At 62.5% G+C, this 20299-nt stretch carries 14 protein-coding genes and 1 rRNA gene; 2 read left to right on the plus strand and 13 right to left on the minus strand.

Annotation, left to right across the window (positions count from 1 at the left end; translation table 11 throughout):
• Nucleotides 1–85 precede the first annotated feature (85 nt).
• Nucleotides 86–802 carry an endonuclease/exonuclease/phosphatase family protein gene (locus ICM05_RS03375; protein WP_188023162.1) on the minus strand — a complete coding sequence of 239 codons (717 nt, stop codon included), beginning with the start codon at nt 800–802 and terminating at the stop codon, nt 86–88.
• Between the two features lie 271 nt (nt 803–1073).
• Here ICM05_RS03375 and putP point away from each other — a divergent pair, with 271 nt between their 5' ends.
• Together putP and ICM05_RS03385 are read left to right on the plus strand one after the other, a co-directional pair.
• Nucleotides 1074–2582: a sodium/proline symporter PutP gene (gene putP, locus ICM05_RS03380; RefSeq protein WP_188023163.1), complete on the plus strand. Its 1509-nt coding sequence runs from the start codon at nt 1074–1076 to the stop codon at nt 2580–2582.
• A gap of 63 nt (nt 2583–2645) precedes the next feature.
• Nucleotides 2646–2981: a hypothetical protein gene (locus tag ICM05_RS03385; RefSeq protein ID WP_188023164.1), complete on the plus strand. Its 336-nt coding sequence runs from the start codon at nt 2646–2648 to the stop codon at nt 2979–2981.
• 8 nt (nt 2982–2989) lie between these two features.
• On the opposite strand, the gene ICM05_RS03390 is transcribed toward ICM05_RS03385, so the two are convergent.
• The 12 genes from ICM05_RS03390 to rrf form a co-directional block, all read right to left on the minus strand.
• The gene (locus tag ICM05_RS03390) at nt 2990–4660 is read right to left on the minus strand and encodes a DUF5684 domain-containing protein (RefSeq protein ID WP_188023165.1); all 1671 of its coding nucleotides are present in this window, start codon (nt 4658–4660) and stop codon (nt 2990–2992) included.
• A 48-nt stretch (nt 4661–4708) separates the two neighbouring features.
• Nucleotides 4709–5221, minus strand: a complete 513-nt coding sequence (locus tag ICM05_RS03395) for a hypothetical protein (protein WP_188023166.1) — start codon at nt 5219–5221, stop codon at nt 4709–4711.
• Complete coding sequence (locus ICM05_RS03400) at nt 5218–6066, minus strand: PP2C family serine/threonine-protein phosphatase (RefSeq protein ID WP_188023167.1); 849 nt, start codon at nt 6064–6066, stop codon at nt 5218–5220. Before ICM05_RS03400 ends, ICM05_RS03395 begins: the two co-directional genes overlap by 4 nt.
• On the minus strand, nt 6066–8582 hold the full coding sequence (locus ICM05_RS03405; protein ID WP_188023168.1) for a transglutaminase domain-containing protein: 2517 nt from the start codon (nt 8580–8582) through the stop codon (nt 6066–6068). Before ICM05_RS03405 ends, ICM05_RS03400 begins: the two co-directional genes overlap by 1 nt.
• Nucleotides 8579–10000 (minus strand): DUF58 domain-containing protein, encoded by a 1422-nt coding sequence (locus ICM05_RS03410; protein ID WP_353055809.1) that lies wholly within the window; start codon nt 9998–10000, stop codon nt 8579–8581. The genes ICM05_RS03405 and ICM05_RS03410 overlap by 4 nt, the downstream gene beginning before the upstream one ends.
• Nucleotides 9997–10983: a MoxR family ATPase gene (locus ICM05_RS03415; RefSeq protein WP_188023169.1), complete on the minus strand. Its 987-nt coding sequence runs from the start codon at nt 10981–10983 to the stop codon at nt 9997–9999. The genes ICM05_RS03410 and ICM05_RS03415 overlap by 4 nt, the downstream gene beginning before the upstream one ends.
• Before the next feature lie 22 nt (nt 10984–11005).
• Nucleotides 11006–16825 (minus strand): Ig-like domain-containing protein, encoded by a 5820-nt coding sequence (locus tag ICM05_RS03420; protein WP_188023170.1) that lies wholly within the window; start codon nt 16823–16825, stop codon nt 11006–11008.
• A 201-nt stretch (nt 16826–17026) separates the two neighbouring features.
• Nucleotides 17027–18148 carry a serine/threonine-protein kinase gene (locus ICM05_RS03425; RefSeq protein WP_188023171.1) on the minus strand — a complete coding sequence of 374 codons (1122 nt, stop codon included), beginning with the start codon at nt 18146–18148 and terminating at the stop codon, nt 17027–17029.
• Nucleotides 18149–18284: 136 nt separating this feature from the next.
• Nucleotides 18285–18974: a 50S ribosomal protein L1 gene (rplA, locus tag ICM05_RS03430; RefSeq protein ID WP_188023172.1), complete on the minus strand. Its 690-nt coding sequence runs from the start codon at nt 18972–18974 to the stop codon at nt 18285–18287.
• An 11-nt stretch (nt 18975–18985) separates the two neighbouring features.
• Entirely contained in the window at nt 18986–19414 is a 429-nt protein-coding gene (gene rplK / locus ICM05_RS03435; protein ID WP_188023173.1) for a 50S ribosomal protein L11, read from the minus strand.
• Nucleotides 19415–19584: 170 nt separating this feature from the next.
• Nucleotides 19585–19932 carry a hypothetical protein gene (locus ICM05_RS03440; RefSeq protein WP_188023174.1) on the minus strand — a complete coding sequence of 116 codons (348 nt, stop codon included), beginning with the start codon at nt 19930–19932 and terminating at the stop codon, nt 19585–19587.
• Nucleotides 19933–20186: 254 nt separating this feature from the next.
• Nucleotides 20187–20299, minus strand: a 5S ribosomal RNA gene (gene rrf, locus ICM05_RS03445); the annotation flags it as partial.

Raw genomic sequence — 20299 nt, forward strand, 5'->3', positions numbered from 1 at the left:
GCGACAACAGCGAAACACCTCGGGTGACTGATCCGCGCCGCTCTGCGGAGGATCAGTCACCCGAGGTGTTTGTGTCATTCGTTCGTTAAACGAGCTGCAGCTTGCGCTCCGGACGGTCAGCAAACACGACGGGCTCGTTAATGAGCGAGGTCACCATGATCGGCAGGTGGTCTGAGGTGCCGCGGCCAAGCGTCTGCACGCTCGAGACGTCAAAGCCAGACGAGGTCGCAAAGTCAAAGTGCCCGCGGAACATGCCGTATCGCGCGTACGTGCGCTTGTCGCTGAGGTTGAGGTTGTACCCGGTGTCGCGCATCTCGGTGTCGAGGCGCTTCTTGAAGACCGGGTAGTTGTAGTCACCCACCATGAGCACGGGAAGTCCGTGGCCAAAGGAGCGCAGCTGCGCGAGTGCCGCGTGAATCTGGCTGCGGCGCAGTGAGTTCAACGCGGTGAGCGGAGCAGCATGGAAGGACGCGGCAACGACATCGGAGTCGCGCTCGAAGTCGTGCATGTGCACGCCGAGCAGTCGCTCGTGAGCTGGCGCGAGCACGCGATCGTGCATCGACTTCTTCAGCTGGAAGGTGCGTGACTCACGAACGTGGAAACGCTCGCTATCAACGTACATCGCGAGGCCAAGTCGGTTTTTCTCAGTCGCATGCACGAGCTTGAGCTTGCCGAGACGCTCGGGGAGCGTCATCGCATCAGCTTCTTGCAGGCAAAGTACGTCAGCATCATGTGCGTCGACCAAATCGTGCAGCTCGCACGCGGCACGGTTCTTACGCAGGTTGTAGCTGATCGTCTTCATACGGTCACTCTCCTCGAGATTCCGGGTGGCTTCGTTGCAGTTCTCACATTACGCCTGCTGCCAAAGAGTGACGCACGACTCAAGAAGCGGGCGTGTCTTCAACTGCGAGCGCCCTATTGAGCCCTGCACGGGTGAATTCAGTGTGCGCCGTAAAGCAGTGGATTACCTGAGAACTGTGCAGAGTCACAAGAGAACGGCTCAAATTCACAGGGGGAATAGAGTTATAGGTAGGTTTCGCCTGTTTCTTGGTGGTCAACGAAAGGAATCCGGCTTGTCGGATCAGCTGTTCCTCTACATTGCGCTTGGTGCGTACTTCGCGGTGTTGCTCTTCATCGGGTTCATCGCGTTTCGCCGCACCAACAGTCATGAGGGGTACATGCTCGCCGGCCGCGGGCTCCCGTCGTGGGTCGCCGCACTGAGTGCCGGCGCCTCAGATATGTCGGGCTGGCTCATCATGGGCCTCCCCGGAGCGATCTACGCGACCGGCCTCATCGAGGGCTGGATCGCGGTTGGCTTGCTCATCGGTTCGTACCTCAACTGGCGCCTCGTTGCCCCGCGACTGCGCGCATACAGCGAGGTATCGAAGAACTCGATCACGATCCCGAGCTACTTCGAGAATCGCTTGCGCGACAAGTCGCACCTGCTGCGCCTCGTATCGAGCGCGATCATTCTGGTGTTCTTCACGCTCTACGCGTCGTCTGGCATTGTTGCCGGCGGTGTCTTCTTTGAGAGCGCGTTCGGCGGCAACTATGTCACCGGAGTCCTGCTCATCACTGCCGTGACCCTGGTGTACACGCTCTTCGGCGGATTCCTCGGCGCCTCACTCACTGACGTGGTGCAGGGCCTCATGATGGTCACCGCCCTCATCATCGTTCCGGTCATTGCAATCATCAACATCGGCGGACTCGGCGAGACCGCATCGCTCGTGCACGCCGTCAGCCCAGGCAACCTCTCAATTTTCGGCGGATCGGACATGACCACCACCGCGGTCATTCTGGTCATTCTCTCCGGTCTCGCATGGGGTCTTGGCTACTTCGGTCAGCCGCACATTGTCATTCGCTTTATGGCGCTCCGCTCCCCCGCCGAGGCGAAGAGCGCACGTCTCATCGGCACGAGCTGGCAGTTCCTCTCGCTCGCTGGTGCGCTTTCGGCCGGACTCGTCGCGATCGCATACTTCGATGTCTTTGGTGGAGCTCCCACCAACCCGGAGACGATCGTGCTGTTGCTCGCACAGACGCTGCTCCATCCCCTCGTCGCGGGTCTCGTCCTCGCAGCCGTACTTGCTGCAATTATGAGCACGCTGTCGAGCCAACTCCTCGTATGCTCGTCGGCCATCGTCGAAGACATCTACCGCCTCATCCGTAAGCCGGCCCCGAGCGAGAAGGTGCTCCTCAACTTCGGCCGCTTCGGTGTACTCCTCATCGCGATCATCGCTGGTGTGCTGGCGTTTTCGCCGAGCGACTCGATTCTCGCGCTCGTTGGGTTCGCGTGGGCTGGCTTCGGTGCCGCCTTCGGCCCCGTCATGCTGCTCAGCCTGTACTGGCGCAAACTCACCACCTGGGGTGCACTCGCAGCTATGGTCGTTGGCACCGCGACCGTCTTCATCTGGAAGGCGCTGAACACCGGCCTCTACGAGCTGCTGCCAGCGTTCATCCTTGCGATGCTCGCCGCCATTGTTGTGAGCCTGGTTACGCGCCAGCACAACCCAGAGATCGAGTCAGAGTTCAACGCAGCTCAGGCGTTCTGGCGCTCAGAGCAGAAGAGCGCGGATCAGGCGTAAGCCGTATCGGCTTCGCTGCAGGCAGGCTAGTGCTCGAAGGTAAAGCGACGTAGCGTTGCTCTCATGCAGGCACTTTCGACAGTTCATGCGGAGCCGGAGTTTTCCAACGAGTCACCGAACTACCGCGTGAACATCTGGCACCGCCAGACTTCCTGTTACGCCTTGGACGCCTACTACCTGACCGGTGTTCGGGACGCCTACGAAGCGCTCGCTTGGGCAAAACAGCAGGCAGCCGGGAACCTCTACGAAGTGTTCGTGGAGGCTTCAGATAGCTCGGATACACCCTTCCGCGTTCCACGAACCGCTGGGCTTGTTCGCCTATTCGGGGAAAACCCGAACGCCGTAGACGAGGGTGTGACCAGCGTTTTCAGATTGACCGAAGACCTCAGCGGAAGCTGAGCCCAGCTTTAGTCGAGCGGGATGAGTCGCACCTCGAGGGTGCCAAACATCATGCGCTCGCTCGCGGCCGTGCGAGTGCCCGGCGCGACCTCGGCCCACTCGCCGCTGGCAGCCTGCGTCGCGACACCGTTGGTCGAGTTGAGGTCAACGATCTGCCACTCACTGCCGGTGCGAATCATGCGCACGTGCGACTTTGAGAGGGTGCGCGTGGGGTCCTCGACGATGAGCGTGACCGACTCTGCGGTTGCTGCTGGCTTCCGGCCAACAATCACGTCATCGCCGGGAATGACCAACACCTCGTTGGAACCGAGCACGAGACCCCAGCGGGGGCTGCGCACAACGGCGATCGTGTGGTCGTCGTCTTCGTCTTCGTCCGTGGCGAAGAGTCGATTTGCTGCCGGCGCGACAGGCGGGGCAACCGCCTCCGGCAGGATCGGCCAGACCGCCGGCGACTGTGCCGGTGCCGGTGCCGGTGCCGGTGCGGCAGGGGCCGGTGTCGGTGCCTCTGCCTGGACGGGTGCCGGGGGCACCTGGGCCGGGGCGACCGGCTCAGGTGCCCCCGGGGCTGGCGCTACAGGCGCTGCGGTCTGTGGTGCGGGCACGGGCTGAGCCGCAGGCTGCACTGCCTCGGGAATCGGCGCAGGAGCCGGAGTCGGCGCAGGAGCCGCAACGGGCTGCGGTGCAGGCGCTGGAGCCTGAACTGGAGCCGGAGCCGGAGACGCAGGCTGCGCAACCGGCGTCGGCTTCACAGGCTTCGCGAAGTCAGGCTCAGGCCACATAAACGGACGCGGCGGAGCAGTCGGTTCGAGCGGTGTCGCAGTGCCCGGCTGAGCGCCCTCTTCCGCGAGCTGGTGGAACGCGTCTTCGGTCGTACGACTAAAGCCCCATCCCTCGTGCTGTGGATCTTGCTCAGCCGCGGGAACCGCCCAAGGCTCCTGCGCAACTGCCGGTGTGACGGGCGCAGGAGCAGCAGGTGGCTGTGGCTGGGCTGCCGGCGCCACCGGAGGAGCGGGTGCAGGTACCGGTGCGGGTGCCGGCTGAGCGGGCGGCTGTACCGGGGCAGCCTGGCTGGGCGCGGCAGGCGCCGGCTGTGCAGCAGGCGGTGCAACCGGGCGCGCCTGCGCCGGAGCGACCGGTGCTGCAGGTGCAACCTGCGCAGCACGAGCAGCAACGGGCGCGGGGGAGCTCGGTCGCGCAGCGGGTGCGGCGGTTGCCTTCACCGGGAGCTGTCCGTGAACGCCGGACTGTCCTGATCCGCCAGCCGCGGTCTGCGACTGCTCGAGGTGAGATGCAAACACCATTGCCCAGACCGGGGGCAGGAAGATCGCGAACCAGATGTACGCGACGTTCGCGTTGAACTCCTTGTGGAGGCGATGAATCGACACCATAAGCAGTACAAAGGGCACCAAGCTCACGCCCGGGATGAGCACGAGGAACATGAGCCAACCGGGGAATCCACCGCGGCTGACCAGGAGCGCCTGGTTCCAAATCGGAATCCAGCCCTGGCCTGCTGGCAAACCAATGAGCGGGAACAGCCTGCTCAGCGACCACAGGTACCAGACGAAGAACGCAAGCCCAACGAGCGACCAAATCACGGCAATCATGACAAACGCCGTTGAGACCGTGACGGCCGGATCTGGCTGGCCAATCTCAGTTGGCAGCAACATCGGTACGTTCATGCTCGAACCTCACGCCTCTTATCCACTGGATGTTCCAAGTTTTGTCGATTATCCCATTACGGCACGGGCAATGGCGATGATCCCACTCACACTTGCGACAATAACAATCGCAAAGACGAGTACTGTTGCCGTTCGTCCGCGCAGCGTGCGTCGCTCAATGGAGGCAAGGCCGCTTCGGTCAGGGAGGTCAGTTGTGTTGTTCGGATCCGCGCCCGAATCAGTGAAGATCCCCGGCGCAGGCGGCACGCGACGCGGGGTGAGATACCCAGTGAGCCCTGCTGAGCTCTCAACATCACCAGTGCGCACGCCATAGACCACCGGCAGCGCCTTGGCCTGAAACAGACCGGAGTCAGGCGTTGGCAACACGACCGTCTCCTCGGCAAGCACCGACGGTGACGGCTCCCATGGCTTGCGAGTCGCAGACACCGTGACGTCGCCGTGCCGCGAGCGCGACTGCGAGTGGGTGTCAGCGCGCGAACCCGCGCGTCGCGGCTGCACAACGGTGAAGTCTTCTGCGTCATGAAACCCGCGTGGGTCATCGACCTTTCGAGTGGGGCTCATCGCTGGCCCTCACTGCGGAACCGGCCTGCGCGCGCCACCCGGACCGTGTGATCTTGTTCAGCCGTGGTGTCTTCGGTGTCGTCACCGAGGTCGGCAAATTCAGCGCTCTCAGCTGGTGTCACGGGGGTCATCTCCAGCGCGAGAGTATCGACGATGATCGCCGTAATGTTGTCGCGTCCGCCACGATCGCACGCCAGATCGATGAGCTGGGCGACGAGCGTGTCCGGGTCCTTCCCGCTTGCGAGTGCCTCAGCGAGCTCGATGTCTTCGACCTCGGTCGTGAGGCCATCCGAGCAGATGAGCAGCCGCGAACCAACCTGGAGCGGAACAAGCCAGGCATCGTGCCTGCTGTCCTCGGAGCCAAGCGCCCGCGTAATCACATTGCGCGGCGTGATGCTCGCGCGCGGGCTGCCCTGCGCAAGCAACTCAAGATGGAGTGAGTGATCGCGTGTGATCTGGCGCAGCTCGCCATCAATGTATTCGTAGACGCGTGAGTCACCAACGTTGAGTACGTGCCACTGCGGAGCGCCACCGTGCACAATACGTACAACGCCGGTCAGCGTGCAGCCGCCGCCGCGCAGGGTCGTCGCCGCGACCTCAAGCACGGCCTTGCGGGCCTGGTTGAGTGTCTCATCAATATCGAGATAGGTGAGATCGTTCCGGCCAACAATCGACGCAAACGCCTGCACTGCTGCCGCGCTCGCCCGATCACCAGCCTCATGACCGCCCATGCCGTCTGCGACGACAAACACCGGATCAGCAGCGAGAAAAGCATCTTCGTTGACGGTGCGTCGCATGCCCGGATGGGTCTGCGAGCCGTGCTCCAACCGAATCGTTGCAGCCATCAACCTGCCTTCCTCTGTGATGAGCGTTGTGTCTTGGTTCGCCCCTGTGCGGAACCGCGGCCGCCGAGCGGCCAGAGCGAACGCATCGCAAACGCTTCTCTGAGCTTTTCACGCTTTGTCAGATTTTGGCGTCTTTCTGCGGCGTGGGTCTCAACGGCATTCCACACCCAGTCTGCGGTTTCCCCGTCGATTCCTTCGGGTGAAAAGACCGCTCGATCCACCTGCATCGCTGCCCAGGTCACCGCTGGGTGCCCGATCTCTGCCGCGATTCGGGGGCGGGTACGCGACTCATCGATCTCGTATCCGGCATCCCGCTCTTGGTCGATCAGTTCAGCCCAGGCACCAAGCGCGCGCAGCTCAGGATTCGGCTCACGCTTTCGCTTGCTGGCCCGTCGCCGCTTCGCGAGCGGCAGGAACATGAGCGGCAGGGCAATGCAGACGAGCCCGCCAGCAGCAAGCCCAACACCCTTGGCCAGCGGAATCAACCACGAGCCCGTCGAGTCATCGGTGCCGGGATCACCCGACTCATGCTGATCGGTCGTACCGATCGGCGGATCGACCTCCTGCGCGTCACGCTGCTCGGCAATTGTTGGGAACTCAGGTAGCTGTTCACCCTGTTCGATGAGCTGCGGCAGCATGGAGAGCTGCGGGGTCACGTCAACGACGGCCCAGTTTCCGTCTGATCCGCGCACTTCAATCCAGGCGGCAATGTTCTCGCCGGTGCAGGTCGTGTCACACGCCGGAATGCCAGGGAAATCTGGCTCGGTCAGACGGACACCGACAACCACTCGGGACTCGTAGCCGAGCGCGCGCGCGATGAGCGCTCCGGCGGTAGCGAACTGCTCATCGTCGCCAACGCCGGCAACGAGCGCGGCAGGATCGGGGTGCTCTCCCGCCGCGAGTTCTTGTGAGTTCAGCTCTGCGAACAGTGATTCGATGCGGCTCGTTGAGTGACCGCCAAGGCTGGGCTTGAACGTCGTGCCGTACTCGTCAGCGAGACGTGTAAGCCATTTGGAGTGCTCGCCGGAGGTTCCGCCTTCGCCCGGCGCAAGCGCATGGCTCAGGTAGCCGCGCGCACGCAACCTGTCGATGAGTTCAGTCAGGCCTGCTGCGCTCGCGCTCTGCTGTTGCCGTTCGATCCAAGTTGCAAGCTCTGGCATCGCTTCAAGGTCGACAAGAGGAGTGCGCTGCGCGGGAAGATCAGAAATCTTGGTGTCGCTCGTGCGTCGCATCGGCGCGGTGAAGCCATCGCCAGGCTGCACACCCTCAGCATTGGGAACCGCGATGGCTGCGCCGGTCTCACGATTGACATACAGCGAATCAGCAAGCTCGGCACCGCGCGTGCCAATGAACCAGGGCGGCTCGGTGAAGCCAGCCGTTGGCAACCAGATGCCGTCGTAGGATTCGGCGATCCGCACCCGAACAACCGGGTCATCAGCGCCAGCGCGGCCGCTCGGGAAGCGGGAGAAACGACCGGCTTCACCTTCGCCGACGTGAAAATCTACGCCGTCGTAGTCATCCAACACTGCGATGCGGAGCCGATCGGGCAGCGCAGTTCCTTCGTCAACGGCCTCGACCGAGAAGAGTGGCGCATCGATACCGGTGTCCCGCTTTGACGCACGGTAGGTAGCCAAGGCACTCGTCTGCTCGCGAATCACGACCACCGGCGCCACCGCATCACGCGCGACCGTGCGGCTACCGGCATCAACCGCGTGTACCGCAGCCGCAGCGAGGCCGAACGCGACCAGCAACGTGACCGCACCGGTCAAGAATCTGCTGCCGCGACCTGCGAGGATCGAGCGGCGCGGCGATGCGGCGTCAGCGGGCACGTCACGTGGCGTCGAAACGCCCGCCTGCTGTCGGCCGAGGCGCAGGGCGGCTCGGCGATCCGCTCCCGTTACCCAGACGATCCACAGTGCAGCAGCAATCGCGCCGACGAGCCAGAGCCCAATCTCGCGTGGCGCAACCATGGTGATCGCACCGAATCGGAGCGGTGCACTGACGGCGGAGCTTCCAAAGACCGTACCGAACGCCAACGGGGCGAGCATTGGGACGGCGGCGAACCCGGCGGTTTTCGAATCGCGCAAACCGATCCGCACAATCGCAAGCGTGCTTACGAAGCATACGAGGTAGGCGGGGACGAGCACCGACTGATACCAGCCGACGGGAAGCGTCAGCGTGAGCAGCTGCTTCCACCCGAGCACGATCGCGCTCACACCGTCAAGGAACCCTGGGAGCAATCCCTGACTGAACGACTGCGGTCGCGCGACAGGGACGAGCGTCACAACAAAAGTGAGTGCAGCGACTGCGAGATACACCGGCCAGCTCCAGCTGAAGCGGGCCTGCAGCACCGAGATCAGGGTCGCGAGCACGAACGATCCACCGGCAACTACGAACAGCCACGGAGTCTCGTAGATCGGCCACGCGCTCACGCAGCCGAGCACGAGTGCGATCGCGGCAGCCGCGAGCACGCCGAGGAGCCGCCGCCAGGAAACGCGGAGAGATTCTCGGTTCATCGCAAGCTCCTCACGAGGAGCTGCGGAAGGTCTTCCAACGCCCCCGCGGTGAACAGCGAGACGGCATCAACGCGCTGCATGCGCGGATCAGCATACATCTCGGCGCGGATCGCGAGCACGTGCACATCGCCCGGGAACGTCGCCGCAGCGCGGCGCAAACGTGCGAAACTGACCTTCGAACCTGTGACGAGCATGACCACCGAAAGGTCACGAAGCGAGTGCGAGAGAGTGTTTGCCAGCACCTCGATGGGCTGCGCCTCGGGCATCGCACCAAGGGCCGACCACGCGTTCATCAGTTGCAGTGGTTCGCGCGAGGGGAGCTCTTCGAGACCGTCGATCCGCGCCCTGCGTCCCGCAGGCACCCAGCCACTCGCGACAAAGCGATCGCGTCCCTCACGCACAGCCTGAACCGAGAGCGAGGCAGCGAGACTCACGCCAAGTTCGAACTCTTCATCGCTCGTGTACTCCTCGCGGATCGCGTCAAAGAGCACCGCTACACGTGCCGTCTGTGATTCCTCATACTGGCGAACCATTGTCGTACCGGTACGAGCGGTGGATTTCCAATGAATATGGCGGATCGAGTCGCCCGGCACATACTCACGAACCGCATAGAACGACAGATCCGAGTCCACGATGCGCCTGCTCGCGATACCTTCAATATCGCGCACCAGACCGGAAGAATTTGCGGGCAACTGCGCCGTGCGCGGGTGCACATGCACGAGCCGGCGATCGTCCCACGTCACCTCACGGCGCAGCAACGACAACGGATCACGGCACGCAATTGTGAGCGGGCCAACCGGAATAACACCGCGCGCCACCGTGGGGACCGAGGTCGGCAACGTCAGCTCGTGGTGCGGAGCCATGAATGGGATCGGAAGCTCTCGCAACGCCGGTCCGACTGGCAGCTCCGCCAGCGTCGGCAGCGCTGGCCGGGCGCCATCGTTATGTACCCGCACGCCAATCTCAATCACACCGCCTGCCACAACGTGGTCTTTATCAAGGTGAATACTCACCTCATACGCGCGGCTGCCGATGAGGAACGGAGTCGCGATGAGCAACAACACCAGGCCGGCACACGCGAGGTACCACGCCTCAATCCAGCCATATGCCGATCCGAGAATGATTCCGGCGAGCGTCATCACGATGACAAACCAGCCGAGCGGTGTGACCGCGCGGAGCGCTGATCCGCCCCACTGAGCGCACGTCTCCCGCGCGCCACGTGCCCAGCGCTTCGCGCGGGTACGACGCGTCAGCGCCGCAGGCGCAGACGCGACACTCGTCACCGTGCGGGTGCGGGTGCGCGTCCGAGTCCTGGTGCGCGTGCCAGTTCGGGTCTCATCACGTCGGTGCGCAGGCTTGCGCAGACGCGATTCGTATCCGTTCTCGCGCTCGCCAGGAAGGGTATCGTCGGGGGTCACGCGGTGCCGTTCTCCTGCGGGATTGGCGTATCGAGGATGACCTGGCCAACCACGGCCTCAGCGGTGACGCCCTCGAACTCTGCCTCGGGCTCGAGCACGAGGCGGTGAGCGAGGACTCCGACAGCGAGCTCGCGGATATCTTCTGCGACCACGTAGTTTCGGCCATCCCGAAGCGCCCACGCGCTTGCGAGACGAACGAGGGCGAGCGCACCACGGACGCTCGCGCCAAGACGCACCTCTGGTGAGCGACGGGTCGCCTCAACAATGCGGGTGATGTACTCGGTGAGGAGCGGGCTCACGCGCACAAGCTTCGCGAACTGCTGCAGCTGTACCAACGAGCCAAGGCTCAACACCTCGGGCACCTCAGCAACCTCAACGCGCTCAAGAATGCGGCGCATAGCCACCTCATCGGGGTAGCCGATTGATGTCTTCAGCATGAATCGGTCAAGCTGCGCTTCGGGCAGGCGGTACGTGCCTGCTTGCTCTACCGGGTTCTGGGTTGCGATCACCATGAAGGGCGCAGGCGCCTCGTGGGTCTTCCCGTCAGCGGTTACCTGGCGCTCTTCCATCACCTCGAGCAGTGCCGACTGCGTCTTCGGGCTTGCACGGTTGATCTCATCGGCGAGGAGGACGTTCGTGAACACCGGCCCCTTGTGGAACTCAAACAGGTGCTCACGCTCGTGGTACACCGTGGTGCCGGTCACGTCCGATGGCAGGAGATCTGGCGTGAACTGGATACGTGCCGACTGTCCCTGCACCGCCTTCGCGAGCGACCGAGCGAGTGCCGTCTTTCCGGTACCGGGAACGTCTTCCAAAAGTACGTGTCCCTCGGCGATCATCGTCGTAAGTACAAGCTCGATGATGCGTCGCTTACCATGAATCGCCTGCTCCATCGCTGACGCCACCGTGCTGACCGCGTCGCGCGCCCAGAGTGCACGCTCTTCGGTGAGGGGTCCGACGTTCTTCAGATCCGATGCGCTCATTGCTACTCGTTCTTTCGACTTACTAGTTGGTGTTCGTGTTGGGGTTCGTGCTAGCAGGCGGTTCGGTCTGCCCGGTCGGCGGCGAGCACATCACGTTCGTGAAGGTTGCGCTGCCGTAGGCGCCTCCTGGCCACGACATCTCTACGTTCTGTGTATTCGGAATCTCCGTGAACACGGGCGTGACACCCGGTGTTCCCGAAAGTCCGAAGACGCCACCGATCGTGAGCTCGCCCGCGTTGGCAGCACAGCTACCAAGGTAGGAGACTTCAAACGGCGTCGCACCAGCAGCAGGACGCACGGTGAGCGGATCGGAACACCGGTTCACATTCTCCGTGCGCACGCACTGGGTAACGGTCGTTTCGGTGTTGTTGGAGTTCAGCTCAGAAATCGGTGTCGACCACTCAAGAACGGCACCATCAAGCTTCCCGCCGAGCTCTGGAGTTGTCGCACCGTAGGCAACGACACCATCAATGTCGAGACCACCGGGCCGGACACTCGGGTTTGAGTTCACCTGATACTGACCGCCGGTCAGCGCTGGCACCTCACCGCTCGTGAAGATCCAGCCTGCCTGTGCTTTGGTCTTACCGTATTGCGACGAGGCGCAGGCGGCACCCGCGTAATAGGTAAACGCGGTGAGCCCGCTTCCGCTCTCAGACGCGCCCGTACACTTGGCTTCCCCCTTCCCAGGAGTCAAGCCATAGGTCAGCGTGATGTCACCCTTGCCACCCGCAGTCGTCGTGAAGACGTACCCGGTGTCGCCGTTGTTCGCGAGCTTTGCAGTCAACGTCGGAGCGCCAAAGGCCTCAGCATCGATACGGTTCTGCTGGCTTTCATTGCCACCCGTGTAGGCAGGGGGCAGCGCCGAGTCAGGGTCTACGGCCATTACCGCGATGCTCTGCGTGCCCGCGGCAGTCTCATAGATGCCGGTGGCGCTAAGCGGAGTCTCAACACCGGCGATCCAAAGCCTGCGTTCCGCATTGCCCGCATCGCCGATGGTGATGCGCAGACGACCACGTGTCGAACTCTCATTCTCAGGCCAGTTCACCGCTGCGGCGGTCACCGTGGGCGCATGTGGTGCTTCGTACGCCCACGTCTCAACGCCGTTTGCGGTCGCCTGTGAGGACCCGACTGAGTTCACGGCTCGTGCCGTGTACGTATGCTTTTCTCCAGGTTTGAGCCCTGAGTTCGAGCACACGGCGACACTGCCGTCGTTGAGCGTGCACTCGCCAACACGTGTTCCATCAGCGAAAAGCTCAACGCCCGTGACGGCTGGATGAGCGGCCTGTTGGCTCAGCGACACCGTGAGCGTCACGCTGTTGTTATCGGCCGCCTTTGGCACGATCGACACTGGTGCCCGCGGAACACCTCGCGCATCCAGCTCCACCGTGCCAGTGCCGACCCGCTTTTGCGCGTCGCGCACGGTAAACGTCGCGGTGCACTTGCCACCGGAGCCCTCCGAGCCGTTCGGCCAATTCACCACGACCCGATCTCCTTCGACCGCGAACGCAGCTACCGCGCAGGTACCGCCGGCGACCGAGACCAGCTCGAGCCCACCGCCCTTTTTGCCTTGGAATGGATCATGACCTCCTGGCAGCGCTGTGACTGGGACAGCACAGCTGGAACCGACCACGCACGTCAGCGGCGCGGATCCGCCCACCGGCGCATCCTTTGGCGCGACACCGACACGCAGATTGAGCACTGACTGGCTCTCCCCGGCACCGGTGACCGAGACGTTTACCGCGCGCTCGGCTCCCACGACCGCGTCTGCGGGAGCCAGCACGGACAGTTTGCTCCCGCTCTGGGTGATTTCGAACGAGCCATCGCCACCGTTTAACGTGAAACGGAGGTTCGAGAGTTTGCCCGCACGGTTACCTTCCCACCGCACCATGTCAGCCAGGTTGATCGTTTCGGTTGCGCCGGGGCTTACCGTGCGGCTCAGAGGTTCGAGCGTGGCAACGGGCTCGTTGGGCACAATTGCAATGGGTACCGCGAGTTCAGTCCACTGTGTCTGCTCGGTCAGTTTGACGCGGATCACGCAGCTGTCTGACCACGGCTCGTTCTTCCCAGCCTGGTACATGATCGACGAACCATCGCTCGTGCACGTAGCCTGCGAGCGCTGGACGGACATGCTGCCGGTTGCCATCTCTACCGAGTCGCCACGGGCGATGTCTACCAAGCTCGTGAGCGAGGCCGAGGCACTCTTTCCTTCTTTGACGGACAGTGGCGCCAGACCCGGCTGAAGCGTCAGTCGCAGGTCGTCGAGCGGCGGAATCACGAGGAATCCGAACGCCTCAATCTCCGCGCCATTCGCGTCGATACCGCTCAGCTTGAATGGCACGAGGTCGCCGGTCGCGCGGTATTCACCGGTGATCCGCTTACCAGCAGCCGTGAACCGCGATGCAGATTTGCCCCACACCGACAACTTGAGCTTGTCGACATCACCGCCTGCCCAGAAGACGCGATCCGTCACAACGTCTACGCCGCCGTGCGAAAGGTCAACACGATCGCGCGTCGTAAGCAAGGTGTCACGCACCGTCGGTGCCATCTGCCCGATGCGCTCTGAGGTCTGCACCACGATCAAGCCGTCAGCGGTGCTCTTCGTTTCAGATGACCGCACGCGGTATCGGTACGAGACGGTGCCGAGCTCGCCAGCGCTCACCGAGATACGGCCCTTCTTCATCGCGGAAAGGTCGAGCCGCTGCATGAGCTCGTCATACTCTGGCGATTCTTTACCACCCGGTACGTTCGGCACGACTTCAATGATGGTGAGTGTGCCGCCAGCGGGATCGATGTCGTTGTCGAGCGGCTGCACGACGACCGCTTCAGAGCTGTCGCGCTGCACGCGCACGTGGTCGGTGTACGCAATCGGGATGCTTGCTGCCGCGGCCGCGGTCACGACCACCCGAAGCAGGCCGGTGGCCTCGCCACCCTTCCCGTCGCGCACGACGTACTGCAGTTCGTACGTACCCGGCGTGGCCTGTTTCGACGCTTGCACGTCGATTGAGGCAGCACGCGGCGTCACCGACGCGGTAATCTGCGCGTCTGCACTGTTCACACCGACCAAGCGCACGCGGTCGCCATCGGGATCCACCCCAGAGAGCGGCACCCGCACCGTGTTCTGCTCGCCCGCTGACAAGCGGACGGTCAGTGCAGCGGGTTGCGGATCGCGATTGCCCTCAGCAGCTTTGACCGTCACGCGCACGGTGCCGGTGTCGCTGCTCTCCGGGGTACTCGAACCGTATGTCGTGTAGGACAGCGTGTAATCACCCGGCACATTCGGGGCAAGATATCGGAGCGTATTCCCCGAGGCGAATGCGAGCTCGCCCTTGGTACCACTCCCAGCAATCTGCGGGTGCAATACAAGACGTTCGCCCGCTGGCGCGAGGTCGTTGTCGAGGACAGCAATGTCGACGACACTGCCTGCCCGCACCGTGGCGGTGTCGGCAACGGCAATCGCGCTCGAACTCGTTCCGTCTGGCACCTGGAAAACCGTGAGTTCTCCCGAGGCAGTCGTTCCGCCCTCAGAAACATAGACCCGCGCAGCGCCGATCCGCCCTGCCCCACCGTCTGCGGTGCTGCCGGAAACACGAACTCGATCATGCTCCAGCACGTCCGCTGTCAGTTGCCCGTCTCGCACCTCAACATCGCTCACGACGAGCCCTCGATGGTTGGCGCCTGGGATTGCATCAAGCACAGCAACCGTCGCGTCCGAAAGCGGTCGCACAAAGGCACGCAACGGCGGTACCGCAAGCTTCGGACGGGAATTCACCGTTGTAATGCGGATCACACCCGTGGTTTCACCACCGGTAATCGTGTCTCTGATGGTCACGGTCAAGAGGGTGTCGCCGAGCGTCGAAGAGATGACCTCAATCGCTCCGGTGCCAGCATTCGTCGTTGCCGTGGCCTCGCCACTCGTCACAGAAGCGTCGAGAAGCGCATACGCGCCTGATCCGCCCGTTACTCGGCCGAGTGGTCGAACGGTCGCGGGCTCCCCCGCGGCAACGGTCAACGCCATAGCGGTCATGCTTGGCTGTGCATCGCCGCGCACGCGGATCCGCATTTCACGGACGCTCACAGCGCCGCGTGAATCTGTGACCGTGACCTTTACTGAGATGTCTTCATCGGCGGCGTTGGGGTCGTCATGCCGGAACGCGAGTCGACCGTCGGCTGATACAAGTACACGAGCAGCAGCGTTCGGATCGATGAGTTCAGCTGCTTGCAGCAGCATCGGATCCCCTTCGGGGTCGACGTACCCCTCAAGAATTGGCAGTATGAGCGTGCCACCGGGCGATACTTCGGGTGATGGCCACTCATGCTGGCAGCCTTCCACCGGACACCAGGCCGGCGGGTTCTCAACGTCTTCGCCCTTGACGGTGAGTGTCACCGTTGCAGGTTCAGATTCATATACGCCATCAGTAATGCGATAGCTAAATGTGGCTGAACCTGTCGCACCTTCGGCAATCCGCGCGGTGAGCAGCTGTGAGTTCGAAAGAATCTCGATGCTGCCGAAGTCTCCGAGCTGCGCGTCAGCAATACTTTCGGGAACGATCGTCAGCACGTCTTTGCGGTTCGGGTCGTAGTCGTTCAACATGACTGGCAGGAGCGCCTGTTCGCCAGCCCGAACGCCGAACGCATCGTTCACGGCGACTGGGGGCTCTGGATCTGTCGCGTCGTTGACCACGACTGCGCCGTCTTCCTGTTTCGGTGGCTCCGTGAGAGTCCACTGCTCGACGGGAATGAGCTTTCCTCCTGGGACTGTCCACATCATGCCAGTCTGGGTTTCGGAAAGCAGCGCACGAGTGCCGTTCGTCTGCAGCACAGGGGTGACTGTGCCTGGCAGCGCCACCTGGTCGTCGAGATCAAGTTTCGTGAGTTCAGCGCCCTCGTGCCACAGCGCTCCAGAGTCAGCGCCGATCCACGCTGCGTATCGGTCATCACCAATCGTGAGCGGTCGAGTGGGAACACCCGTCCCCGCCCCGTCGACGCGCACTACGCGGTCAGCGTCTGTCACGCGAATGAGTCCTTGCTCATCTGCGATGAGGAGATCTTGAGCTGAGCCCTCGCTGGCGGTTTGCTGCAGGTGGCTCTGCCCCTGCGCTGATACATTCACGCCACCAGGTGCGGCGGCTGTCCAGAGGGTGCCGGTGTCTGGTGCATACAGTGCCCAGTCTTCACCAAGCAATGCCATCTCCAGGCCGTCAACAGGCAGGTCTTCCGAAAGCGCTACGACTTCGGTGTCGAAGCGGCCCTCGCTCGCATCGTAGAAGCGCAATTCGCCCGCGTGCGCGGAAAACAGCGCGACCCGACCGTTGTCACTCATCGCCGCAGCAGTCACCGGGAAGGCATTCGCGTTCTCCGTTTCGCCATCAGCGGGCATTTCCTCGCTGCTCGAGGCTGAGGCCGCCGCGCGTTCAGTAGCGAATGGATCGAGCAGCGTCTCGCCACGCACAGTGGTCGCAACGTTTGCAGCCGTACTTAGGGCGCTACTGCTGCTCGCAGCCCCGTTCAAGGTGCCGAGGTAAGCCTCTCCCTCATCAGTTCGGAAGAGTACAAAGTCGCCAGCGACAAGGGTTTCACGGTTACCTGCGGGCACGGTGATCTCACCATCGACCAGCGACGACTCGTTCTTCGCATCTGGCTTCGCTGTAGGGTTTTCAGATTCATCATTGTCGTTGGAAGTCGGATCGTCTTGCTCACGCAGATCTTGCGGTGCGGCAGGATTCACGCCCCACGCACGGCCTCCGCCGTTGGTCAGCACGAGCGTGCGGGCACCCGACTGGAGTACCCCAGACGCGGATTCTGCGATCCGCACGGTATCGATCTCTGCGGTTTCAGTGTTCACGCGCGCATACTGTCCGCTGGCCCGCATGGCCCACACTGAGGGTTCTTCCCGCGATGTTTCACGTGCATCAAAGCCTTGCGAAACCACCGCTACGGTGACGCCCAACGCGACCACGACCCCGGCGCTCAGCCAGTTCAACCATCTGCGTCTGCGCACAGGAGTGCCCTTGTTTGGCCTCACCGCGCGCGGAGCAGCCATCACCTACAGCATTCCTGTCAGATTTGCGGTCAGCATGAGAGCGACACCAATCACGACACCAACGACTCCGCACGCCAACGGCGAAAGGCCACGCTTGGAATCACGCGATTCGCGCCGGCGCTCGAGTGCTTCCCGCGAGGTGGATGACTTCGTGTGCGCGGATCGCATCTCTTCGCGCCGCTCTGCGCGAGTCTTCGCCCGAACTGATGAGGGACGCAACGGGGTTCCACCGGCTGGCTCTGGTGCTGCACCGAAATCAACAACATCCATCACCGTGAGATCGTAGCCATAGGCTCGCTGCAATCCCCGGAGCGCCTCACCGAATTCGAGCATCGAGCCGTACCGTTCCCGTGGATCACGGGACAATGCCCGCTGGATCACACGGTCAAAGGGTCCGTAGCCCTGTGCGCCAGGCACGGGAACATACACCGCGCGCTGCACACGCTCACGCAGCTTCGTGCTGGTGTTCTGTTCGGGATCAGGTGACGCGAATGGCGGGTGCCCTGCCGCGATGCCGTACAACGTTGCCCCGAGTGACCACACCTCACTCGCCACGGTGCCGCTCGTCTGCAGGCTTAGCACTTCAGGTGCCGCCCACTGCGGCGACATTGCGAGTTCCGTGCGCTCACCACGCATGTTTCCTCGGAGAGAGGCAATACCAAAATCTGTGAGCAACGGTCGCTCAGCGTGACCGAGCAGCACATTTGCTGGTTTGATGTCACGGTGGAGAACGCCTGAGCGGTGTGCCGACTCAAGTGCGCCCGCGATCCGCACGCCGGCATCAAGAACGCGATCAAGGGTCATCGGTGAGCCCTTTGCGGCCGCGCGGAACGATCCCGGGCAGTATTCCATCGCAATGTACGGTCGGCCGTCAGCAGCAACGCTTGCCGAATAGATCGTCACGATCGAGGGATGGTTCGAAAGCAAGCCCATGACGTTTGCTTCAGCCTCAAACATTGATCGATCTTGCTGCGCTTCAAGCGATGCTTCAAGCACCTTCACCGCGACTGAACGGCGTGGAAGGTTCTGTTCATACTGGAACACTTGCGCGTACCCGCCGGTACCGAGCAAGCCGATGAGAGCATAGCCCGTGAGCTGAGGGGCGTGCGCCTGCGGTCTCGCCATCACGCTCCCATCGTCAGTTCGCGGATCGGCCAAACGGCCAATTCTGGCTCGTGTGCGCCAGATATAAGTCTATATATACCCAACAGGGCCTCCCCGCATCAATGACGCGGAAAGGCCCTGTTGATAACCGTTCGGTTTAGAGACCCGAAACGTCGAGGGGGATGCCAGGACCGAAGGTGGTCGAGACAGCGCCCTTGATGACGTACTTGCCCTTCGACGACGAGGGCTTCAGACGCGAGATTTCCTCGAGTACCGAAGTGATGTTCTCGTCGAGCTGCTCAGCGGTGAACGACGCCTTGCCCACGATGAAGTGAACGTTAGCGTGCTTGTCAACGCGGAACTCGATCTTGCCGCCCTTGATGTCCTCAACAGCCTTAGCGGTGTTGGGGGTCACGGTGCCGGTCTTAGGGTTCGGCATGAGACCACGGGGGCCCAGTACCTTACCAAGACGACCAACCTTGCCCATGAGCTCGGGGGTCGACACTGCTGCATCGAACGAGGTGTAGCCGCCGGCTACCTTCTCGATGAGCTCGTCGCCGCCAACCTCGTCAGCGCCAGCAGCGATAGCTGCCTCTGCTGCTGCACCGGTTGCGAACACGATGACGCGTGCGGTCTTACCCGTGCCGTGAGGCAGGTTGACCGTGCCGCGGACCATCTGGTCAGCCTTGCGGGGGTCCACACCAAGCTTCAACGCGACCTCAACGGTCGAGTTGGTCTTTGCGGAACCGGTCTCCTTTGCGAGAGCGACTGCCTCGCTGGGAGCGTAGAACTTGTCTGCCTGAATCTTGGCAGCTGCGGCGCGGTACGCCTTCGACTTCTGAGCCATTGCGATACCCCTTACTCGACCGTGATGCCCATGGAGCGAGCGGTGCCCGCGATGATCTTCGATGCAGCATCGAGATCGTTTGCGTTCAGATCAGCCTTCTTCTGCTCGGCGATCTGGCGAACCTGCTCAGCGGTAACCTTTGCAACCTTAACGGTGTGCGGGGTACCCGAACCCTTCTGAACGCCAGCGGCCTTCTTCAGGAGCTCAGCTGCGGGAGGAGTCTTGAGAACGAACGTGAACGAACGATCCTCGTAGACGGTGATCTCCACAGGAACGATGTTGCCACGCTGGGATTCAGTTGCAGCGTTGTACGCCTTGCAGAATTCCATGATGTTGACGCCATGCTGACCCAGAGCAGGACCCACGGGGGGTGCCGGGTTGGCAGCGCCGGCGGGGATCTGAAGCTTGATCAGACCCGTAACCTTCTTTGCCTTAGCCATGATTTTTCCTTTCTTCGAACACGTGCTTGCGCACGAGCTCTCCCGCTGCTCCAGCCATTCCGGAGGGCGGTGTGTTTACGTCGCCCATGACAGCGAGCGCAAACCCTACAAGTTTAACCGATCTTCCCCAAGAACGCGAACGACCATATCTCGATAGCGTGCGCGTGTGATTAGGCAGAGAATCCGGTTGCGAGCAGATACTGGTCTACCTGGCGTCCAAGGCGCTCCTCGTCCAAGCCGGCCCGCGAACCGAGTTCTCCGGCAACCTCTGCAGCAATACGTCCCACGGCGAGGATGGCGGTGCTTGGAGAGTTGCCCGGCAGCTCGAGGAAATCAGCGATCTGTTCATCGAGTGACAACATGGCCGCTGCACGTTCAACACTGCCATCTGGTGTACCGAAGGCATGGTGCATCGCCCCATACAGGCTGCGGGACGCAAGACGGATGCCGCGCACTCGTTCCATTGCGAGGATCTGCAAGTCTTCCGGTGCAGAGCCGTTGCCGTTCTCGTCACTCATACGTCCAGCGTACGTGGGAGAAGCACACGGCGCACAATACCCGCGGGGATGCGTCAGTAGTCGCAGCCGCTACGGGGCATCTCGGTGGGCGTGTGCCCGATTTTGGGTATAAAAAAAAGGGGGTCCGCCCCCTAGCCCCTCCCCCTACAACAGGAAAAGAAACCAGGGAACGAACCCCCACAAAACAGTGAAAGGGAAACCCCGCCCCAGCACTCATTGCTGAAACAGTGTTCCCCTCTCACCCACCAAAAGGTGTCCGGCGGTGACCTACTCTCCCACACCCTCCCGAGTGCAGTACCATCGGCGCTGTCAGTCTTAGCTTCCGGGTTCGGAATGTAACCGGGCGTTTCCCTGACGCTATAACCAC

The sequence above is a fragment of the Leucobacter sp. cx-42 genome, assembly GCF_014529985.1.
GTDB lineage: Bacteria > Actinomycetota > Actinomycetes > Actinomycetales > Microbacteriaceae > Leucobacter.